This is a genomic window from Brevibacterium sp. UBA7493, assembly GCF_002479565.1.
Classification (GTDB): domain Bacteria; phylum Actinomycetota; class Actinomycetes; order Actinomycetales; family Brevibacteriaceae; genus Brevibacterium; species Brevibacterium luteolum.
Genome location: NZ_DLOD01000015.1, coordinates 303,850 through 320,145, shown reverse-complemented (window position 1 = coordinate 320,145; position 16,296 = coordinate 303,850). Strand labels below are relative to the sequence as shown.

The following is a 16,296-nucleotide window of genomic DNA, read 5'->3' as shown; positions in this document are numbered from 1 at the left end:
AAGGGGGTCTGGTGATCGGCATCGAACGCGGAACGGTTGTCGCCGAGCGCTATGTGGTCTCCGACATCGTCCGCCCCTGGTTCGCCGACCACCCCGACAGCGGCACCGTCTGCATCGCCCTCGACGCCATCCTCGACATGGCCGTCACCCTCTACGTCGCGCCCTCGGAGACCTCCGGCGACCTGCTCGATGCCGCCCGCCGCTCAGCGCTGCTGACCGATCCGCGGATCCCCACCGTCCTTGACGTCGGACGCGCTGACGGACTCGACTTCGTCGTCTTCGAACGCTCCTTCGCCACTCCCCTGCCGGCCATCCTGCGCAACGGCCCGCTGGCTCCCGAGGCGGCACGCGCCTTCGTCGGCGAGCTCGCCACCGCACTGGCCCACGCCAGCTCCCGCGGCCTGTACCACCTGTGCCTCGGCCCCGAGTGCGTGGGGCTGAAGGACAACTTCGACGCCACCGTCACCGGAGTCGCCATCGACGCCGCTGTCGCCCACACCGCCTACGGCCTCGATCTTGAGGCGATGCCGACAGCAGCGAAGAAGCGCGAGGACGCGCTGGCGCTCATGAACATCTTCTACGCCGCGCTCACCGGTCACTGGCCCAGCGATGAGCCGCGCGCCGGCCTGCCGGTGGCCCAGCGGCGCAACAACCGCTTTGTGCGCGTCTCCGAGCTCGTCGACGGGGTGCCGAGTGACCTGGAGGAGTTCGTCTCCGGCGTCGTCATGAAGATCGAGCCCGGCCCGCGCTCAGCCAGCGAGGTGGTGCGCTTCCTCGACGAATGGGACGTCCACCAGCTGCGCCAGCTCTCGACGGGCAGCCCGCGCCCGGACGGCGATGAGCTGCGCCGCACCGAGGACGAGAAGTTCTCCGGCACCGAGGCGGCCACCGGCGCGTCCTCGGCCCGCCCGACGACCAAGGCCGACCCGGCCACCGCCTCGGGAGCGGCTGCTCTCACCCCACCACGGCCGGCCACGCCGCCTGCAGCGGCAGGTGCCCCAGCACCGGAGAAGCGGGCGACACCCGCCCAGCTGCGGGCCGCGCTCACTCGCATCGGCCTCACCCGGCCCGGCGCCTCGGGCCTGGCAGCCGGCCGGTTGGCTGACAGCGAGACCCCGTATGACGACCGGATGCAGATGCGGCAGGCGGCCGTCTTCCCGATCTCCTGCGAACAGCTCGCCTCGGCTGAAACCGATGAGTGGCAGCCCGAGGACACTTTCGCCTCCTATGAGCAGTACGCCGATGCCGAGGCCGACGCGAACGAAACCCAGCGCATCGCCGATCGTTCGCGCATGTTCACCAGCGACGAGGAGCTCAGCGCCGACGATACGCAGGTCATCAGCATCGACCAGGAAGCCGTTGAGGACCCTGAAGCCGACGAGGACGAGGACGATGGTTCCTGGTTCCTCGGCGGCATGTTCACCACCCGCGAGGAAGAGCTCGAACGCCAGCGCGCCGAGTACGAGCGCGAGCGCCGCCTGCAGCAGGAAGCTGAGGAGCGGGCACGCGCCCAGGAGCAGTCGCGCCGGAAGTCCGCTGCAGCGCCTGCCGCCGGCCTGGGCGCCGATCTCGCAGACGACACCGCACAGTCCGATGCCACCGAACGCGAGAGCGACCAGCAGCCCGCGAATCCTGCTCCCGCTGCTGCTGGCAGCGAGAGCAAGCCGAAGAGTGGCCCCGGCCGGAAGCCGAATGCCACGGGTGGTGCTGCCACTTCCGCTGCCGCAGCCGCGCCCGCTGCTGCGGCTGGTGGCTCCGGTGGCAAGGGATCCCGCCCACCGGCTGAGGATGATGCGTCTGCCGACAAGCCGTCTCGGCCCCTGGTCCCGATTCTTATCGGCGTCCTGGCACTGCTGGTCGTCGGCGCGCTCATCGTCGGGATCATCGTCGGCACGCAGGGCGATGATGAGCCCACCGCTGAGGAGCCGACGGCCGAGACCGAACCGACTGAGGAGCAGCCTCCGACCGAAGAGGAGCCGCAGGGCCCGAAGCCGGTGATCGCCGATGTGTCCGCCCTTGATCCTGAAGGCGACGAGACCGAGAACGACGATGCGGCATCGAATGTCCTCGATGACGATGATTCGGCGTGGCGGACCGACCGCTACAATTCCTCGAAGTTCGGCAACCTCAAATCGGGTGTCGGCCTGGCACTCGAGCTCGAAGAGTCAGCCACCGTCTCCGAGGTTGAGCTGACCTCCGATCACGAGGGAAGCGACTTCGAGGTCCGGATCGGCGACTCCGATGACCCGGAGGACGCCACGGTTGTCGGCAAGGGAACGACGGAGGACGGAAAGACCACCGTCGACCTCGATGACGGCGCCGAGGGATCTGTCGTCATCATCTGGTTCACCGAGCTCGGCTCTGCCGACGGTGGATACCGCGCGTACGTCAGCCACGTCGGACTGTCCTGAGTCTGCAGCTCCTCTGTATCGGATATCCGCGTGAACTGCCCAGTGTCCTCCGGGGACATAGGGTGGAATAAACCTGCCGAACCCCAGTGTTCGGGTTAACGGAAACATCCCCAAGAGGAGGCTTTATGACAGCTCAGCGACTCGTCATCGTCGGATCGGGTCCAGCCGGCTACACCGCTGCCGTGTATGCAGCTCGTGCCAGCCTGGAACCGATCGTCATCGCCGGTTCCGTCACAGCCGGCGGCGAGCTGATGAATACGACAGATGTTGAGAACTTCCCCGGATTTCCTGCCGGGATCCAGGGCCCTGAGCTCATGGAGAACATGCGCCAGCAGGCAGAGCGCTTCGGCGCGACCGTCATCTACGACGACGTACAGGAACTCGTCCTGCAGCCGGGAGCTCACAAGATCACCACGGCTCTCGGCGAGAGCTACACCGCCGAGGCGGTCATCCTCGCCACCGGCTCGGCCTACCGAAAGCTGGGCCTGCCCAACGAGGACAAGCTCTCCGGCCACGGTGTCAGCTGGTGCGCCACCTGTGACGGCTTCTTCTTTAAGGACAAGCACATCGCCGTCGTCGGCGGCGGAGATTCAGCTATGGAGGAGGCGACCTTCCTGACGAAGTTCGCATCCAAGGTCTCCGTCATCCACCGCCGTCAGGAGCTGCGCGCTTCGCAGGCGATGCAGGACCGTGCGAAAGCCGATCCGAAGATCGAGTTCATCCTCGATTCGGAGATCTCCGAGATCCATGGAGATGACGCACTGACCGGAGTGACTGTCCGCAACATCGTCACCGGTGAAGAGTCGCCGCTTGATGTCACCGGCCTGTTCATCGCCATCGGATCGGATCCGCGCACCGAGCTCTTCGCCGATCAGCTCGAACTGCGCCCCGACGGCTACCTCAAGGTCGACGGACGCGCTTCGCTGACGAACGTCGAAGGAGTCTTCGCAGCCGGCGACCTCATTGACCCGGTCTATCGCCAGGCGATCACCGCAGCCGGATCCGGATGTTCGGCTGCCATCGACGCCGAACACTACCTGTCCAACCGCTGACGTTGTCACTCGACGACCCAGCCTGTCCAACCAAGTCGTTCAACCCCGGCCGGCCGGCCGGCCAATCACGTAAGGAGCAGCAATGACTGCAGATGTCACTGACGCAAACTTTGAGGCCGAGGTCCTCCAGGCAGACAAGCCCGTCCTCGTCGACTTCTGGGCGCCGTGGTGCGGACCGTGCCGCATGGTCTCCCCCATCGTCGACGAGATCGGTGAGGAAAACGCCGACAAGCTCAAGGTCGTCAAGGTCAACACCGACGAAAATATGCAGACCGCCTCGACCTACGGCATCACCTCGATCCCGGCACTGTACGTCTTCAAGGACGGCCAGGTCGCCAAGACGATCATCGGTGCCCAGCCGAAGCCCATGCTGATGCAGCAGCTCGAGGAATTCCTCGGCTGATTCTCCTATCAGCTAACACACTGGCGCCTGTTGTAGTATCAACAGGCGCCAGTGGCCGTTAGGCCTACCAGCGACAACTCAGTCAATCCCGACTCCTAGCCCAGCGAGACGATATGACCTCACCATCTGCCTACCCCACGCTCACACGGGGCGACTCCAGCACAGTCTTGCTGGCCACTAAGGCACAGCTGGATCGCCTGGGAATCAAGGTCGGCGATGTGGCGTCGCCCGAATTCGATCGCACGTTCGAATTAGCGATTCTCGCTTTCCAGCAGAGTCGCGGCATCACGACGGACGGGATCTTAGGCCCGGAGACATTCGAGCAGATCGAACTCGCACGCTACCGCTTCGGCGATCGCGTGCTGCGCTTCGACCCTGTCCGGCCACTCGTCGGAGACGACGTCGGTACCCTTCAAAAGCGCTTGTCGAAGCTCGGGGTCTACACCGATCGCATCGACAGTGTCTTTGCGGAGGGCACTGATGCCGCCGTCCGGGAGATCCAGAGCGGACTGGGTCTGCGCACCGACGGCGTTGTCGGTCCGAACACCATCTCTGGACTTGACTCGATCAACCGGAATCACAGTACCGGGAACCTCTACGCGCTGAGAGAGCACGCTCGCGTCACATCCTCGGGTCCTTCGCTTGCAGGACGTGTCATCGTCATCGAAGCTGCAACGTCCGCACGAGATTTCAAGGCCACGCCCTATACCTCCGAGCAGCGACGACTCGAAGAAGAGTACTCGATCGACATCGCCCGCCGGCTCGACGGGCGACTGAGCGCCCTCGGAGCGGCGACCGTTCTCGTCAGCTCCCCCGAGGCACATCAGACACTTGCAGACGAGCTCGAAGCCTCCGCAGTCGTGACGATCACACAAGACTCCTCACTATCGGATTCACCGAATGGAGTTGCAACCTTCTACTTCGGTCGCGCCGATGACAACGAGGTCTACTCCCCCGTCGGGAAACGGCTCGCTGAACTTGTTCAGAAGGAAGTCAACGCCCGCACCGACTTCCTCGACTGCCGAACTCACGCCCGGACCTGGCAGAGCCTGGCAGCAGTACGCAGCCCGAAGGTCCACGTTGTCGCCGGGTACGTCAGCCATGAACGCGATCGCGAAATGCTCGCTGACGACCTCACCCGGGATCGGATTGCAGATGGCATCGCCGCGGCGCTCCAGCGCCTTTACCTCGCTCGGGATTCCGATCCCGAGACGGGGGCATTAAACATCCAGTCGATCACGAACTGATCTCGTTTCACGTGAAACACCCATCAGAGCTGCCATCATTGTTGCTTCGATGAACTGATGCACCGACCGCGCAGTTAGTGCAAGCCCATCCCTGGTGGATGTAGCTCGTGATGACCCTAGCCTCGCTGCCATCGTCGAGCGGAATACAAACGGCTCGTTCTCGTCAGCGTTCTATGCGGCCGACAGCCGAAAGATGTTTCACGTGAAACGGAAGGGCCCCGGCATGTGCCGGGGCCCTTCGTGTATCTAGCTGTATTGTGTTAGGCCTCGTATTCGATGCCAAGAGCAGTGAGGATTCGCTTCAAATCGTCTTGATTCGCAAACTCCACGCTGATTTTGCCTTTGCGCTTGCCCATGACGATGTTCACACGAGTATCGAGCTTATCCCCCACACGGTCTGCGATCTGCGCCAGTTCCGGCGAAAGCTGCTTCGTTTCACGTGAAACGCGTGGCTTCTCGCCACGGTTCAGCAACACGACAGCTTCTTCAGTTGCCCGTACCGAGAGGCCTTCAGCCACAATGCGCTGAGCCAGAACTTCGATATTCGCCGGATCCTCGACTCCGAGGATCGCACGTGCGTGTCCCTGCGAGATGACTCCGGCGGCGACCCTCCTCTGGACCAGCGGCGGCAACCGCAACAGGCGCAGCGTATTCGAGATCTGCGGACGCGACCGACCGATCCGTTCAGACAGCTCCTCCTGAGTACACTGGAAGTCGCTCAGCAGCTGCTCATAGGCCGCGGCTTCTTCGAGTGGGTTGAGGTCAGAACGGTGCAGGTTCTCGAGAAGTGCGTCACGAAGCAGCTCGGTGTCTTCGACTGCTCTGATGATCGCCGGAATTGTTGTGGTTCCAGCAAGCTCTGACGCCCGGAAACGCCGTTCACCCATGATGAGCTCGTAGGAAGGCTTCTTTTCATCGACAAGGCGCACCACGACAGGCTGAAGCACACCGACTTCACGGATCGAATGCACCAGCTCATCAAGGGCGTCTTCATCAAATACCTGGCGCGGCTGCCGTGGGTTAGGGCTGATCTGCTCCAGGGGGATCAGACCGAAAGCTGTGCCGGGGACTTCCTGCAGGACCGTTTCACGTGAAACATCCGACGTGCCGAGGGTGACCGAATCCGTTCCGGACTCACTTGGAATGACCGTTGACTTCTTCGTCGGTGCCCCTTTCGAATCGGCCCGCTGGGTCTTCTTCGCAGCTGTGGGCGCAGAGTTCTTTACCGCGGGGGAGGAGCCCTTCTTCGCCGGCTTCGCAGAGGTCCGCTTCGCAGCCCGCGCCTTCCGCATGCCTTCAGCCGGATCCTTCGAACGCGGTGTTTCACGTGAAACATCGGTTTCTTGTTCGCCTTGCTGCCCGAAGAAAACGTCTACCGGACGCTCATCAGTCACAACATCCGGGATGAGGGCTCCCAGACCCCGACCCAATCCTCGTTTACGCTCAGCCATGATCTGTTACTCCTCGATGTGCAATTTCTTCGGCTGCTTCCCGATAGGACAGAGCGCCGGACGATGAAGGTTCATAGGTAATGACAGTTTGTCCGTAACTCGGAGCCTCGGAGATTCGGACAGATCGGGGGATAGTCACCTCAAGTACTTGGTTCGGGAAGTGCGCCCGTACATCATCAGCAACCTGACGGCTGAGATTGGTGCGCCCATCAAACATGGTGAGCAGAATCGTCGAGATCTCCAGAGCTGGATTCAGATGCTTCTGGATCAGCTGAATATTCTTCAACAGCTGGCTCAAGCCCTCAAGAGCATAGTATTCGCACTGAATTGGAATGAGCACCTCATTTGCCGCAACAAACGCGTTGACCGTCAGCAAGCCCAACGATGGGGGACAGTCAATGATGACGTAGTCGACCCGATCTCCCGCATCTTCGCGCTCCTTAAGATACGCCCGAAGCGCTCGGGCGAGACGCTGCTCGCGCGCAACAAGAGAGACGAGTTCAATCTCGGCCCCGGCCAGATCGATGGTCGCCGGCACGCACGTGAGAGTTTCGATGTCGGAACATTGCGCCACGGCTTCCGAGACGGGCAGATCCTCGATCAGGACGTCGTAGATACTGTTGACCTCTGTCGAATGCTCAATGCCGAGAGCTGTACTCGCATTGCCCTGGGGATCAATGTCGATGACGAGAACCTTCAGGCCCTGAGCAGCGAGTGCTGCAGCGATATTCACCGCCGTGGTTGTCTTGCCCACCCCGCCCTTCTGGTTGGCGACGGTGAAGATCCGTGTCGAATCGGGGGGTGGAAATGTCGTCGCCGCGAGGCGCTCTGCGCGACGGTGGTCCCGCGCGATCTGAGCACCCAACGGAGTCGACTCATCCATGATGGGCATACAGAACTCCGTTCATCAACAAGAGCCGACTGGCTCGCAAACCGTCTCTAAGTCTACCCAAGCACAAGGACATCAGCAGACAAGAATCACGCGACTTCAGGCGTCAAAACGAACGACTCTAGGCGAAGCGCCGATCGTCCACCGGAGCAACTGGAATTCGATGTTTCACGTGAAACACGACTGCCCTTCGGCTCCACCCGCGGACCGAAGAGCACCACCTATTCGAACGCTATTAGAACGAGCGGTTCATCGGCGCCGCAGTTCAAGTACCGTAGTAGGCACCTCGAGCAACTCTGTCCCGAGGGTGTGAACCTTCGGCTGGGACAATCGATAGCGCTTGATGTGCTTAGCGGCCTTCTTGATCTCGGCTTCGTAGGACTGGCCCTTGATCGCGAGCAGACGGCCATCCGGGCCGAGGACTGGGGTGCACCATTCGATGAGCACCGGCAGTGATTTCACGGCACGTGCCGTAGCGACGGTGAAGATCTCCTCGTCAACGAGCTCTTCGACTCGGGAACGGACGATCCTGACGTTGTCGAGGTCCAAGTCGTCGACGACCATCTGCAGCCATTCCACGCGCCGCTCCATCGCCTCCACGAGCACGAAACGAGTGTTGGGTCGCGCGATAGCCAGGGCAATGCCGGGCAGGCCGGCGCCGGAGCCGATATCGCCGACCACGTCGCTGTCGTCGAGGAGTTTGGCCATGACGGCGCAGTTGAGGATATGGCGGCTCCACAGACGAGGGAGCTCGCGAGGACCGAGAAGACCCCACTCGACTCCGGTGGTCGCCAGGTGGCCGGCGAAGCGGCGTGCGAGCTCAATGCGGTCACCGAAGATCTCGGCAGCTGCCTGGGGTTCGGACTCGATGTTCTCGAGTTCCGGCGCTTCGCCGGCGGGGGAGTGGGTGCTGTCCATCAGCGTGCCAACTCAGGCTGTCTGGATGACCACACGACGACGATCGCCTTCGCCGGCGGATTCGGAGTACAGTCCGGCCTTGGCGACTTCGTCGTGCACGACCTTGCGTTCGAAGGAGTTCATCGGCTGGCACTCGAACGAGTCACCGGACTGCTTGACCTTCTCGATGCCCTTGCGAGCGATCTCGCGGACGTCTTCCTTCCGCTGGTCGCGGTAGCCGTCGATATCGAGCATCAGCCAGGAACGCTGTCCCGTCGCCGTCTGCACTGCTAAGCGGGTGAGCTCCTGCAGCGCCGAGAGCGTACGACCCTGCTTGCCGACCAGAGTCGACAGGTTGCTGTCGCCCTCGTCGCAGACGATGGCGACCTCTGCACGGCTGTCGGCGACATCGATGTCGATGTCCCCGTCGATATCGGCGATATCGAGCAGCTCTTCAAGGTAGTCGGCCGCGATCTCGCCCTCTTCTTCGAGCAGCTCCGCGCGGGTCGGCTTGGTCTCTTCGACCTGCCCGTCGGCGTTGTCGCCACCGTTGGCGGTGTCAACGGACTGGTCTGTGTCCGTCGTGCTGAGTTCGTCGGCGGTGTTGACCATCGAGTCTTCGGACATGCGTCGGCTCTACCTCTTCCTCTTCTTCTTCTGGCGTGCCTTGCCGACCGGCTGCTTGCGCTGGCCTGAGGCAGGCTGGGGGTTCTGGGGTTCCTCGCTGATCGGCTTTGAGCCCGGCAGCGGAGACTTGCCCTTGCGGGCGCGGCGCTCCATGAGCTCCTTTTCGGCGCGCGAGCCGGGAGCAGGCATGTTGCGGATGACGATGAACTGCTGAACCATCGTCCAGGAGTTCGACACGAGCCAGTAGATGAGCACACCGAGCGGGAAGTACACACCGCCGACGGCGAAGACCACGGGCATGATGTAGAGCAGCATCTTCTGCTGCTGCATGAACGGGTTGTTCATGGCAGCTTCCGACATGTTCTTGCTCATCATCTGCTTCTGGGTGATGAATTGGGTCGCGCCCATGATGATGATGAGGATCGCAGTGAGGATCTTGACTGAGATGTCACCGGTGAGGAAGGTCTCGGACAGCTGCACACCGAAGATGGTGGCGCGCTCGGCCTCCTGGGCCAGTGACTGCGTGAGACCGCCGATGGGGTCGGTCTCACCGCGGGCAACCATCGGCATGTTGAAGATGACGCGGTACAGCGAGAAGAAGATCGGCAGCTGTGCCAGCAGCGGCAGGCACGAAGCCCACGGATTGGTGCCGTGCTTCTTGAACAGGGCCATCTGCTCTTCGGCCATGGCCTGGCGGGAGAACTGATCCTTCTTGCCCTTGTACTTCGCCTGCAGGCGCTGCACATCCGGCTGCAGCAGCTGCATCTTGCGCTGCGACTTGATCTGGTAGACGAAGAGAGGAATGAGGACCGCCCGCACGACCATCGTCATGCATGCAATCGACAGCACCCAGGTCCACCCGCTGTCCGAGGGCATGCCGAGCATCTCGAAGATCTGGTGGAAGATTGTCAGAATCCAGGCTATGACCCACTTCAGTGGCCATAGAACACTGTCAATCCAGTTCATTCATTCTCTCCTCGACCGCGGCCGATGCACGGTCTGCTGGTTCTATATCTCGTATATTGTGCCACTATTGTGGCGCCGACCATCAATCGCCTGATCGGCTGCGGTGCCGTTCCCGGCCGGCCGCTGTTCCCTTATTCAGAAGCTCCGACTGCTGCTCCAGAACAGAGCCGGAGACGTAGTCGATTCCGCCGGGGGAGAAGGGGTTGCAGCGCAGCAGCCGCCAGATCGTCATGACTGTGCCGCGCACGGCTCCCTTGACCTCGAAGGCATCGAGTGCGTACTTCGAGCAGCTGGGGTAGTAGCGGCAGACCTGGCCGTACAGCGGCGAGATCGCCAGCCGGTACAGCCGCATGAACCACACGAACGGCATCCGCGGGGCGATGCGCAGCCAATGCAGGGTCCTGGCGCCGGTTCCCGCCGGCGCCAGCGGCAGGGAGGAGCGGGTGTGCTCAGCTGAGTGCTTCATGCCGGCTGCGCCTTTTCTCCTCGCTGGTCAGTCCGAGCCTGTCCATGCCCTTGGTCAGGGCACGCTCGAGTGCGGCGAAGTCCGCGTCGGCCGCGGCCGGCAGCGCACGGATGACGAGCAGCGTGCCGTTCCCGAGATGGTGCAGCCGCGGGCGCATGAGCTCCCGCAGCCGGCGTTTGACTCGGTTGCGGACCACAGCGTTGCCCACTGCCTTGGAAACGACGAAACCCACGCGTGGAGCGTGGGCGTCGTCGGAAGTCCGCAGGCAGTGGACGACCAGCTGACGGGATCCGGCTTTGGTGCCCGCACGGAAGACCGACCGAAACTCATCGGGCAGTCGCATACGGTTCACCGCAGGGAGCACAGGGTCCTCAGATCCCCGAACCCGTACCTGCGCATGCGCAGGAGTGAGGGTGCGGCAGGGTCGTCGACTGTGGCGCTCAGGCCGAGAGGGCCTTGCGTCCCTTGCGGCGGCGGGCAGCCAGAACGGCGCGGCCGGCGCGGGTGCGCATGCGCAGGCGGAAGCCGTGCTTCTTCGAGCGCTTACGGTTGTTGGGCTGGAAGGTGTGCTTGCTCACAAGTGTCTCCGTCTATCTGTTGTTGCTTTCAGCCGCCGCAGGAATGCGGGCGGTTCGCACGCAGCTGGTCTCAGCTCTTGCGAGCGCAGCTGGTGGTGACGCTCCTGCGCCGAGTGGCCAAACGGGGAAGTTCGCTCAATCACAACTCAAGTGGGCCCGCAACACAGGACACTCAAGTCTACGAGCGCCTGCTGGGCAGGGTCAAACTCGGTTGCACCGGGGGATGAACGGGACATTCCGGCGTCACACCGCGGTCAACCTGAATCCACATAGTGCCATGAACAACCACGTCCACAACTCACAACGATGTATTTTCCACACGTTTCTCCACCGATGTGGATGATTCCGGCACCTTTGTCGTTTTTTTCCACCGTCTGTGGAAAACTATGTGGAAGTGATGTCCCCTTGTTATCCACAGCTGAGGAGGGAGTGTTCATGCCCGAGAACACGGACACCGAGCACCTGCTGACCACCTGGCACACGGTGCTGGCGAATCTGCTGAACGACCCGACGATCACAGCCCAGCAGAAGGGCTTCCTGCAGCTGGCAGTGCCCAAGGCAATGGTCGGGGACAATCTCGTGGTCCTCTCAGTCCGCGATGACCTCACCCGCTCCACCCTCGAGCGGAACCTCCGCGAGCCGCTGGCGGCCGAGTTCTCCTCCGTCCTCGGTCACGATGTCAGCTTCGCCATTGCGATCGAACCGGATCTCGATCCGCCGCTGGCCACCCGCGAGAGCCCCGGCGAAACCCCAGCTGAGACTTCCCCTGCCGAACCCACGGGGCCGGCCACCCCAACCGCTCCGACTGCCAACGCGCCCACCGCCTCGGGCACGGAGACTGCCGCTGCGACCAGCGATGAGATCGACGACGCAGCCATCGAACAGGTGCTCACACCTGCCCCGGAAGACCAGGCCGGGGGAGTAAGCCAGCTGAATGAGAAGTACACCTTCGACACCTTCGTCATCGGCTCGTCGAACCGCTTCGCCCACGCCGCTGCCTTCGCCGTGGCCGAATCGCCGGCCAAGGCCTACAACCCGCTGTTCATCTACGGCGATTCGGGACTGGGCAAAACCCACCTGCTGCATGCGATCGGGCACTACGCCGCGCAGCTCTACCCGAATATCCGGGTCAAATACGTCTCCAGCGAGGAGTTCGTCAACGACTTCATCAACACCATCGGCTCCTCGACGTCTGGTTCGCTGCGCCCGAAGTTCCAGCGCCGGTACCGCGAAGTCGACATCCTCATGATTGATGACATCCAGTTCCTGCAGGGCAAGGACGCCACCGTCGAGGAGTTCTTCCATACCTTCAACGCCCTGCACAACGAGCACAAGCAGGTCGTCATCACCTCCGACCAGCCGCCGAAGATGCTCAAGGGCTTTGAGGAGCGGCTGCGCTCGCGCTTCGAGTGGGGGCTGCTGACCGATGTGCAGCCGCCGGACCTCGAGACCCGGTTTGCGATTCTGCGCAACAAGTCGATCGCCGAGGGCCTGCAGGTGCCTGACAACGTTCTGGAGTACATCGCCTCGCGGGTGTCCTCGAACATCCGCGAACTCGAGGGCGCGCTCGTGCGGCTGACGGCTTTCGCCAATCTCAACGACCAGGAGATCGACATGTCCCTGGCTGAGACGGTGCTTAAGGACTACATCACCCATGAGGACACCCCGGAGATCACCGCGACCGACATCATGGGCCAGACCGCGGCGTACTTCGGGCTCACGCTCGAGGATCTGTGCGGCTCGAGCCGGTCACGGACGCTGACGACTGCCCGGCAGATCGCGATGTACCTGTGCCGTGAGCTCACTGATCTGTCGCTGCCGAAGATCGGCCAGGAGTTCGGCGGCCGTGACCACACGACAGTCATGCATGCCAACAAGAAGATCCGCACGCAGATGGCCGAGCGGCGCAATCTCTACACGCAGGTCACCGAACTGACAAACCGCATCAAACAGCAGCACCGTCTCTGAAACGACACAGAACACGATCTTCACAGCTGTGGAAAAGTCTGTGTGTAAGGGGGTTCACACCGGGGTGCGACCGGTGTACGATTCCGGGTCGTCGGTGGACGCGTGTGGAAGCACATCGGTGTGATTTACAGGGTGTGGAGCGCCGTGTGCAGTTTGTCAACAGCTCATCCACCGGGCTGAATCGGACCTCGACCGCCTGGATGCTCGATGACATCGATGTGATTACACAGGATCCACAGGTGCTACTGACACGACTGCCTATTCATCCATCGAGCTTCCGAAGCGCACCGGTCATCGCTCGGCGGGCTGTGGATGAGCGAACGACCGGACAGGGGAGTGACATGCTGACTGCGGTGTGACATGGTGCTTCGCACGGCAGCAATGACAAAGCTCCTGGTCAAGCACGATTTCGGCCTCCATGCAATTGCCCACGCCGATAGCCCGGTGTAAAGTTTCAGTGCGCTGTCGTGTCCGCATCCAGGGCACGGCAGAAGACCATTCACCACACCGGCCAGCACCCTCGATACCGCAGGAGAACCGTGAACACCGACGCAGCGCAGCCCGTGAAGTTCAAAGTCGATCGCGACGTCCTGGCCGAGGCTGTCACCTGGGCGACCAAGAGCCTCCCACAGCGTCCCGCTGTTCCCGTCCTCACCGGTATCCTCATCACCGCCGATGCCAGCGGCTCGGTGCAGTTGGCCGTCTTCGACTACGAGGTCTCCTCGCGTGCCGAGATCGCCGCTGAGGTCGAATCCGCCGGCACCGTGCTCGTCTCCGGCCGGCTGCTCGCCGAGATCGCCAAGGCGCTGCCGAACCAGCCGGTGATCCTCGAGCAGCAGGACAACAAGGTGTCCCTGACCTGCGGTTCCTCCCGGTTCGCACTCATGACGATGCCCGTCGAGGAGTACCCGGCCCTGCCGGAGATCCCCGAGACTTCGGGCATGGTCGCCTCCAGCGACTTCCAGCACGCCGTCTCCCAGGCCACCATCGCCACCTCCAAGGACGACACGCTGCCGATCCTCACCTCGGTCCGCGTCGAGATCGAAGGCGAGACGATCACCCTGCTGGCCACCGACCGCTACCGCCTGGCCGTGCGCGAATTCACCTGGAACCCGCGCCGACCGGACTTCTCGGCCACGGCCCTGGTCAGGGGCCGGACCCTCTCAGACGCCGCGAAGGCGATGGGCGGGGACGTCGAGATCGCCCTGGCCGAATCCGGTGGCAAGGAGATGCTGGCCTTCTCCGCCAACGGCAGGGTCACCACCTCTCTGCTCGTCGAGGGCGACTACCCGAAGGTCCGCTCGCTGTTCCCCAAGGACGTCGCCATCACCGCCGTGTGCGAGACCGCCACGCTGCGTGAGGCCGTGCGCCGCGTCAGCCTCGTCGCCGAGCGCAACACCCCGATCAAGTTCGAGTTCGCCGACGGTGCACTCACCCTGCGCGCCGGCGCCGGCGACGACGCCCAGGCCAGCGAATCGCTGCCGGTCGACATCAGCGGTGAGGACATCTCCACCGGCTTCAACCCGCACTTCATCGCCGAGGGCCTGGCCGCCATCGACAAGCCCTACGTCCGGTTCTCCATGACCGAGCCGAAGAAGCCGGTCGTCATCTCCGGCCAGGACGAAGCCGACAGCGAACTCGACACCTCCTACCGCTACCTGCTCATGCCGGTCATGCGGTTCTGATGTGGGTTTCGAGACTTCTTCTCCGCGACTTCCGCTCCTACCCGCAGCTCAGCCTTGATCTGCAGCCGGGTGTGACGACCTTCGTCGCACCCAACGGCTGGGGGAAGACGAATCTCGTCGAATCGATCGGCTACCTCGCAGCCCTGCGCTCCCACCGGGTCGCCGGCGATCAGCCGCTCGTGCGCACCGGTGCCGAGCAGGCGACGATCTCAGCTCTCGCCCACCGCGGGCCCCGCCAGGTCACCCTCGAGGTCACGATCCGGTCCAAGGGTGCCAACCTTGCCCGCATCAACCGCTCACCGGTGCGCGCCCGCGATGTCCTCGGCCTCGTCCACGCCGTCGTCTTCGCCCCGGAGAATCTCGCCCTCGTCAAGGGCGATCCGGCCGAGCGCCGCCAGTACCTCGATGACCTGCTCATCGCCCGCCAGCCGCGCTTCGCCGGGGTCATCGTAGATCACCAACGGGCCCTGCGTCAGCGCAACGCGCTGCTCAAGAGCCTGCGCTCCAACCGCGATCCCGGTCTCGAGGCCACCCTCGACATCTGGGATGAGGCATTCGCCGAGGCCAACGCGCAGCTCGTCCTCGGCCGCCGGCAGCTGCTCGAAGAGCTGCGCGCACCGGTCACCGCCGCCTTCGCCCACATCGCCTCCGGTGCCGCCGAGGCCCGCCAGCAGGTCGACCTCGAATACATCTCACGACTCGACTACCGCGGCATCGACGATGCGCGTGCCGCCGCCGAGGTGGTCGTCGCCGGGCTCGCCCAGCGCCGCCGCGTTGAGATCGAGCGCGGGCTCACCCTCGTCGGAGCCCAGCGCGATGACGTCGAGCTGCTCATCGGGGGAGTGCCGGCCAAAGGGTACGCCTCACACGGAGAGTCCTGGTCACTGGCCCTGGCCCTGCAGCTGGCCGGCTGGGAGCTGCTCAGCGGTGAGGACGGAGCGCCGGACGATCAGCCGGTGCTCGTGCTCGATGACGTCTTCGCCGAACTCGACGCCGATCGCCGCCGCCGGCTCGCCGAGCGGGTCGACGGGGCCGAACAGGTGCTCATCACCGCCGCCGTCGCTGGCGACATCCCAGACAATCTCAGCGGGCGCATCGTCGATCTGCCCGCACACGTCGCCGAGGCGGGAGCCGATGAGCAGTCCTGAGCACCTCGTGCCCGTCGCGAGCCTGGAGGCCCTCGACCGGATCAGGCGGATGGCTGATTCCGAGTTCCGGCCGCTGTCGCGCGGGCCGCGCCGCAGCCTGGCCGGAATGCGGCGAGCCGAGATCGCCTACACCTCCGCCCGGCCGGACCCGCGCGATCCGCAGCCGCTCGATGCCAGCCTCAAGGCGCTGGTGAAGACCCAGGGCTGGACGAACAACCTCGATGTGGGCGCGGTGCTCGGCCGCTGGGACGAGCTCGTCGGCAAGAACGTCGCCGCCCACTGCACTCCGGAGAAGTTCGATCCGCCGGTGCTCGTCATCCGCGCCTCCTCGACGACGTGGGCGACTCAGCTGACGATCCTGCGCAGCCAGCTGCTCGATCGGTTCGAACGCGAACTCGGCCGCCGCATCATCGACGACATCGAGATCATCGGCCCGGTGCAGCGGTCGTGGAAACACGGCAGACGCTCAGTCAGAGGTCGGGGTCCTCGAGACACCTACGGATAGACT

General features: G+C 63.6%; 16 protein-coding genes. 8 read left to right on the top strand and 8 right to left on the bottom strand.

Going from position 1 to position 16,296, the window contains the following annotated elements:
• The first annotated feature begins 11 nt into the window (after positions 1-11).
• The 4 genes from B4E96_RS10285 (at position 12) to B4E96_RS10270 (ending at position 5,113) form a co-directional block, all read left to right on the top strand.
• Positions 12-2,411 carry a virulence factor MviN gene (locus B4E96_RS10285; protein ID WP_286957456.1) on the top strand — a complete coding sequence of 800 codons (2,400 nt, stop codon included), beginning with the start codon at positions 12-14 and terminating at the stop codon, positions 2,409-2,411.
• 125 nt (positions 2,412-2,536) lie between these two features.
• Positions 2,537-3,463, top strand: coding sequence for a thioredoxin-disulfide reductase (gene trxB, locus B4E96_RS10280; RefSeq protein ID WP_102162500.1), 927 nt, complete (start codon positions 2,537-2,539; stop codon positions 3,461-3,463).
• Positions 3,464-3,545: 82 nt separating this feature from the next.
• On the top strand, positions 3,546-3,866 hold the full coding sequence (trxA, locus tag B4E96_RS10275; RefSeq protein WP_102162501.1) for a thioredoxin: 321 nt from the start codon (positions 3,546-3,548) through the stop codon (positions 3,864-3,866).
• A 113-nt stretch (positions 3,867-3,979) separates the two neighbouring features.
• Positions 3,980-5,113 carry an N-acetylmuramoyl-L-alanine amidase gene (locus B4E96_RS10270; RefSeq protein ID WP_259799409.1) on the top strand — a complete coding sequence of 378 codons (1,134 nt, stop codon included), beginning with the start codon at positions 3,980-3,982 and terminating at the stop codon, positions 5,111-5,113.
• Positions 5,114-5,373: 260 nt separating this feature from the next.
• On the opposite strand, the gene B4E96_RS10265 is transcribed toward B4E96_RS10270, so the two are convergent.
• The 8 genes from B4E96_RS10265 to rpmH all read right to left on the bottom strand — a co-directional run bounded on the left by B4E96_RS10265 (position 5,374) and on the right by rpmH (position 10,987).
• Positions 5,374-6,564 (bottom strand): ParB/RepB/Spo0J family partition protein, encoded by a 1,191-nt coding sequence (locus B4E96_RS10265; RefSeq protein WP_286957455.1) that lies wholly within the window; start codon positions 6,562-6,564, stop codon positions 5,374-5,376.
• A complete protein-coding gene (locus B4E96_RS10260) occupies positions 6,557-7,456 on the bottom strand; it encodes a ParA family protein (protein ID WP_102162504.1) in 900 nt (299 codons plus the stop codon). The genes B4E96_RS10265 and B4E96_RS10260 overlap by 8 nt, the downstream gene beginning before the upstream one ends.
• A 246-nt stretch (positions 7,457-7,702) precedes the next feature.
• Positions 7,703-8,371: a 16S rRNA (guanine(527)-N(7))-methyltransferase RsmG gene (rsmG, locus tag B4E96_RS10255; protein WP_259800160.1), complete on the bottom strand. Its 669-nt coding sequence runs from the start codon at positions 8,369-8,371 to the stop codon at positions 7,703-7,705.
• A gap of 12 nt (positions 8,372-8,383) precedes the next feature.
• Complete coding sequence (locus B4E96_RS10250; protein WP_170273821.1) at positions 8,384-8,977, bottom strand: protein jag; 594 nt, start codon at positions 8,975-8,977, stop codon at positions 8,384-8,386.
• A gap of 9 nt (positions 8,978-8,986) precedes the next feature.
• Positions 8,987-9,943 carry a membrane protein insertase YidC gene (yidC, locus tag B4E96_RS10245; RefSeq protein WP_102162507.1) on the bottom strand — a complete coding sequence of 319 codons (957 nt, stop codon included), beginning with the start codon at positions 9,941-9,943 and terminating at the stop codon, positions 8,987-8,989.
• An 82-nt stretch (positions 9,944-10,025) separates the two neighbouring features.
• Positions 10,026-10,409 (bottom strand): membrane protein insertion efficiency factor YidD, encoded by a 384-nt coding sequence (gene yidD / locus B4E96_RS10240; protein WP_102162508.1) that lies wholly within the window; start codon positions 10,407-10,409, stop codon positions 10,026-10,028.
• Positions 10,393-10,761: a ribonuclease P protein component gene (gene rnpA, locus B4E96_RS10235; RefSeq protein WP_375545422.1), complete on the bottom strand. Its 369-nt coding sequence runs from the start codon at positions 10,759-10,761 to the stop codon at positions 10,393-10,395. The genes yidD and rnpA overlap by 17 nt, the downstream gene beginning before the upstream one ends.
• A gap of 88 nt (positions 10,762-10,849) precedes the next feature.
• Positions 10,850-10,987 carry a 50S ribosomal protein L34 gene (rpmH, locus tag B4E96_RS10230; RefSeq protein WP_102162510.1) on the bottom strand — a complete coding sequence of 46 codons (138 nt, stop codon included), beginning with the start codon at positions 10,985-10,987 and terminating at the stop codon, positions 10,850-10,852.
• Between the two features lie 435 nt (positions 10,988-11,422).
• On the opposite strand from rpmH, the gene dnaA reads away from it, so the two are divergent.
• The 4 genes from dnaA to B4E96_RS10210 all read left to right on the top strand — a co-directional run bounded on the left by dnaA (position 11,423) and on the right by B4E96_RS10210 (position 16,293).
• A complete protein-coding gene (dnaA, locus tag B4E96_RS10225; RefSeq protein WP_102162546.1) occupies positions 11,423-12,955 on the top strand; it encodes a chromosomal replication initiator protein DnaA in 1,533 nt (510 codons plus the stop codon).
• A 539-nt stretch (positions 12,956-13,494) separates the two neighbouring features.
• Complete coding sequence (dnaN, locus tag B4E96_RS10220; RefSeq protein ID WP_243743405.1) at positions 13,495-14,640, top strand: DNA polymerase III subunit beta; 1,146 nt, start codon at positions 13,495-13,497, stop codon at positions 14,638-14,640.
• Positions 14,640-15,788 (top strand): DNA replication/repair protein RecF, encoded by a 1,149-nt coding sequence (gene recF, locus B4E96_RS10215; RefSeq protein WP_286957453.1) that lies wholly within the window; start codon positions 14,640-14,642, stop codon positions 15,786-15,788. Before dnaN ends, recF begins: the two co-directional genes overlap by 1 nt.
• The gene (locus B4E96_RS10210; protein ID WP_286957451.1) at positions 15,775-16,293 is read left to right on the top strand and encodes a DUF721 domain-containing protein; all 519 of its coding nucleotides are present in this window, start codon (positions 15,775-15,777) and stop codon (positions 16,291-16,293) included. The genes recF and B4E96_RS10210 overlap by 14 nt, the downstream gene beginning before the upstream one ends.
• Positions 16,294-16,296: the final 3 nt, after the last annotated feature.

Coding starts and splice junctions, on each gene's coding strand:
- trxB (WP_102162500.1), top strand. CDS start 2,537: ATGACAGCTCAGCGACTCGTCATCGTCGGATCGGGTCCAGCCGGCTAC.
- trxA (WP_102162501.1), top strand. CDS start 3,546: ATGACTGCAGATGTCACTGACGCAAACTTTGAGGCCGAGGTCCTCCAG.
- B4E96_RS10270 (WP_259799409.1), top strand. CDS start 3,980: ATGACCTCACCATCTGCCTACCCCACGCTCACACGGGGCGACTCCAGC.
- B4E96_RS10265 (WP_286957455.1), bottom strand. CDS start 6,564: ATGGCTGAGCGTAAACGAGGATTGGGTCGGGGTCTGGGAGCCCTCATC.
- B4E96_RS10260 (WP_102162504.1), bottom strand. CDS start 7,456: ATGCCCATCATGGATGAGTCGACTCCGTTGGGTGCTCAGATCGCGCGG.
- rsmG (WP_259800160.1), bottom strand. CDS start 8,371: ATGGACAGCACCCACTCCCCCGCCGGCGAAGCGCCGGAACTCGAGAAC.
- B4E96_RS10250 (WP_170273821.1), bottom strand. CDS start 8,977: ATGTCCGAAGACTCGATGGTCAACACCGCCGACGAACTCAGCACGACG.
- yidC (WP_102162507.1), bottom strand. CDS start 9,943: ATGAACTGGATTGACAGTGTTCTATGGCCACTGAAGTGGGTCATAGCC.
- yidD (WP_102162508.1), bottom strand. CDS start 10,409: ATGAAGCACTCAGCTGAGCACACCCGCTCCTCCCTGCCGCTGGCGCCG.
- dnaA (WP_102162546.1), top strand. CDS start 11,423: ATGCCCGAGAACACGGACACCGAGCACCTGCTGACCACCTGGCACACG.
- recF (WP_286957453.1), top strand. CDS start 14,640: ATGTGGGTTTCGAGACTTCTTCTCCGCGACTTCCGCTCCTACCCGCAG.
- B4E96_RS10210 (WP_286957451.1), top strand. CDS start 15,775: ATGAGCAGTCCTGAGCACCTCGTGCCCGTCGCGAGCCTGGAGGCCCTC.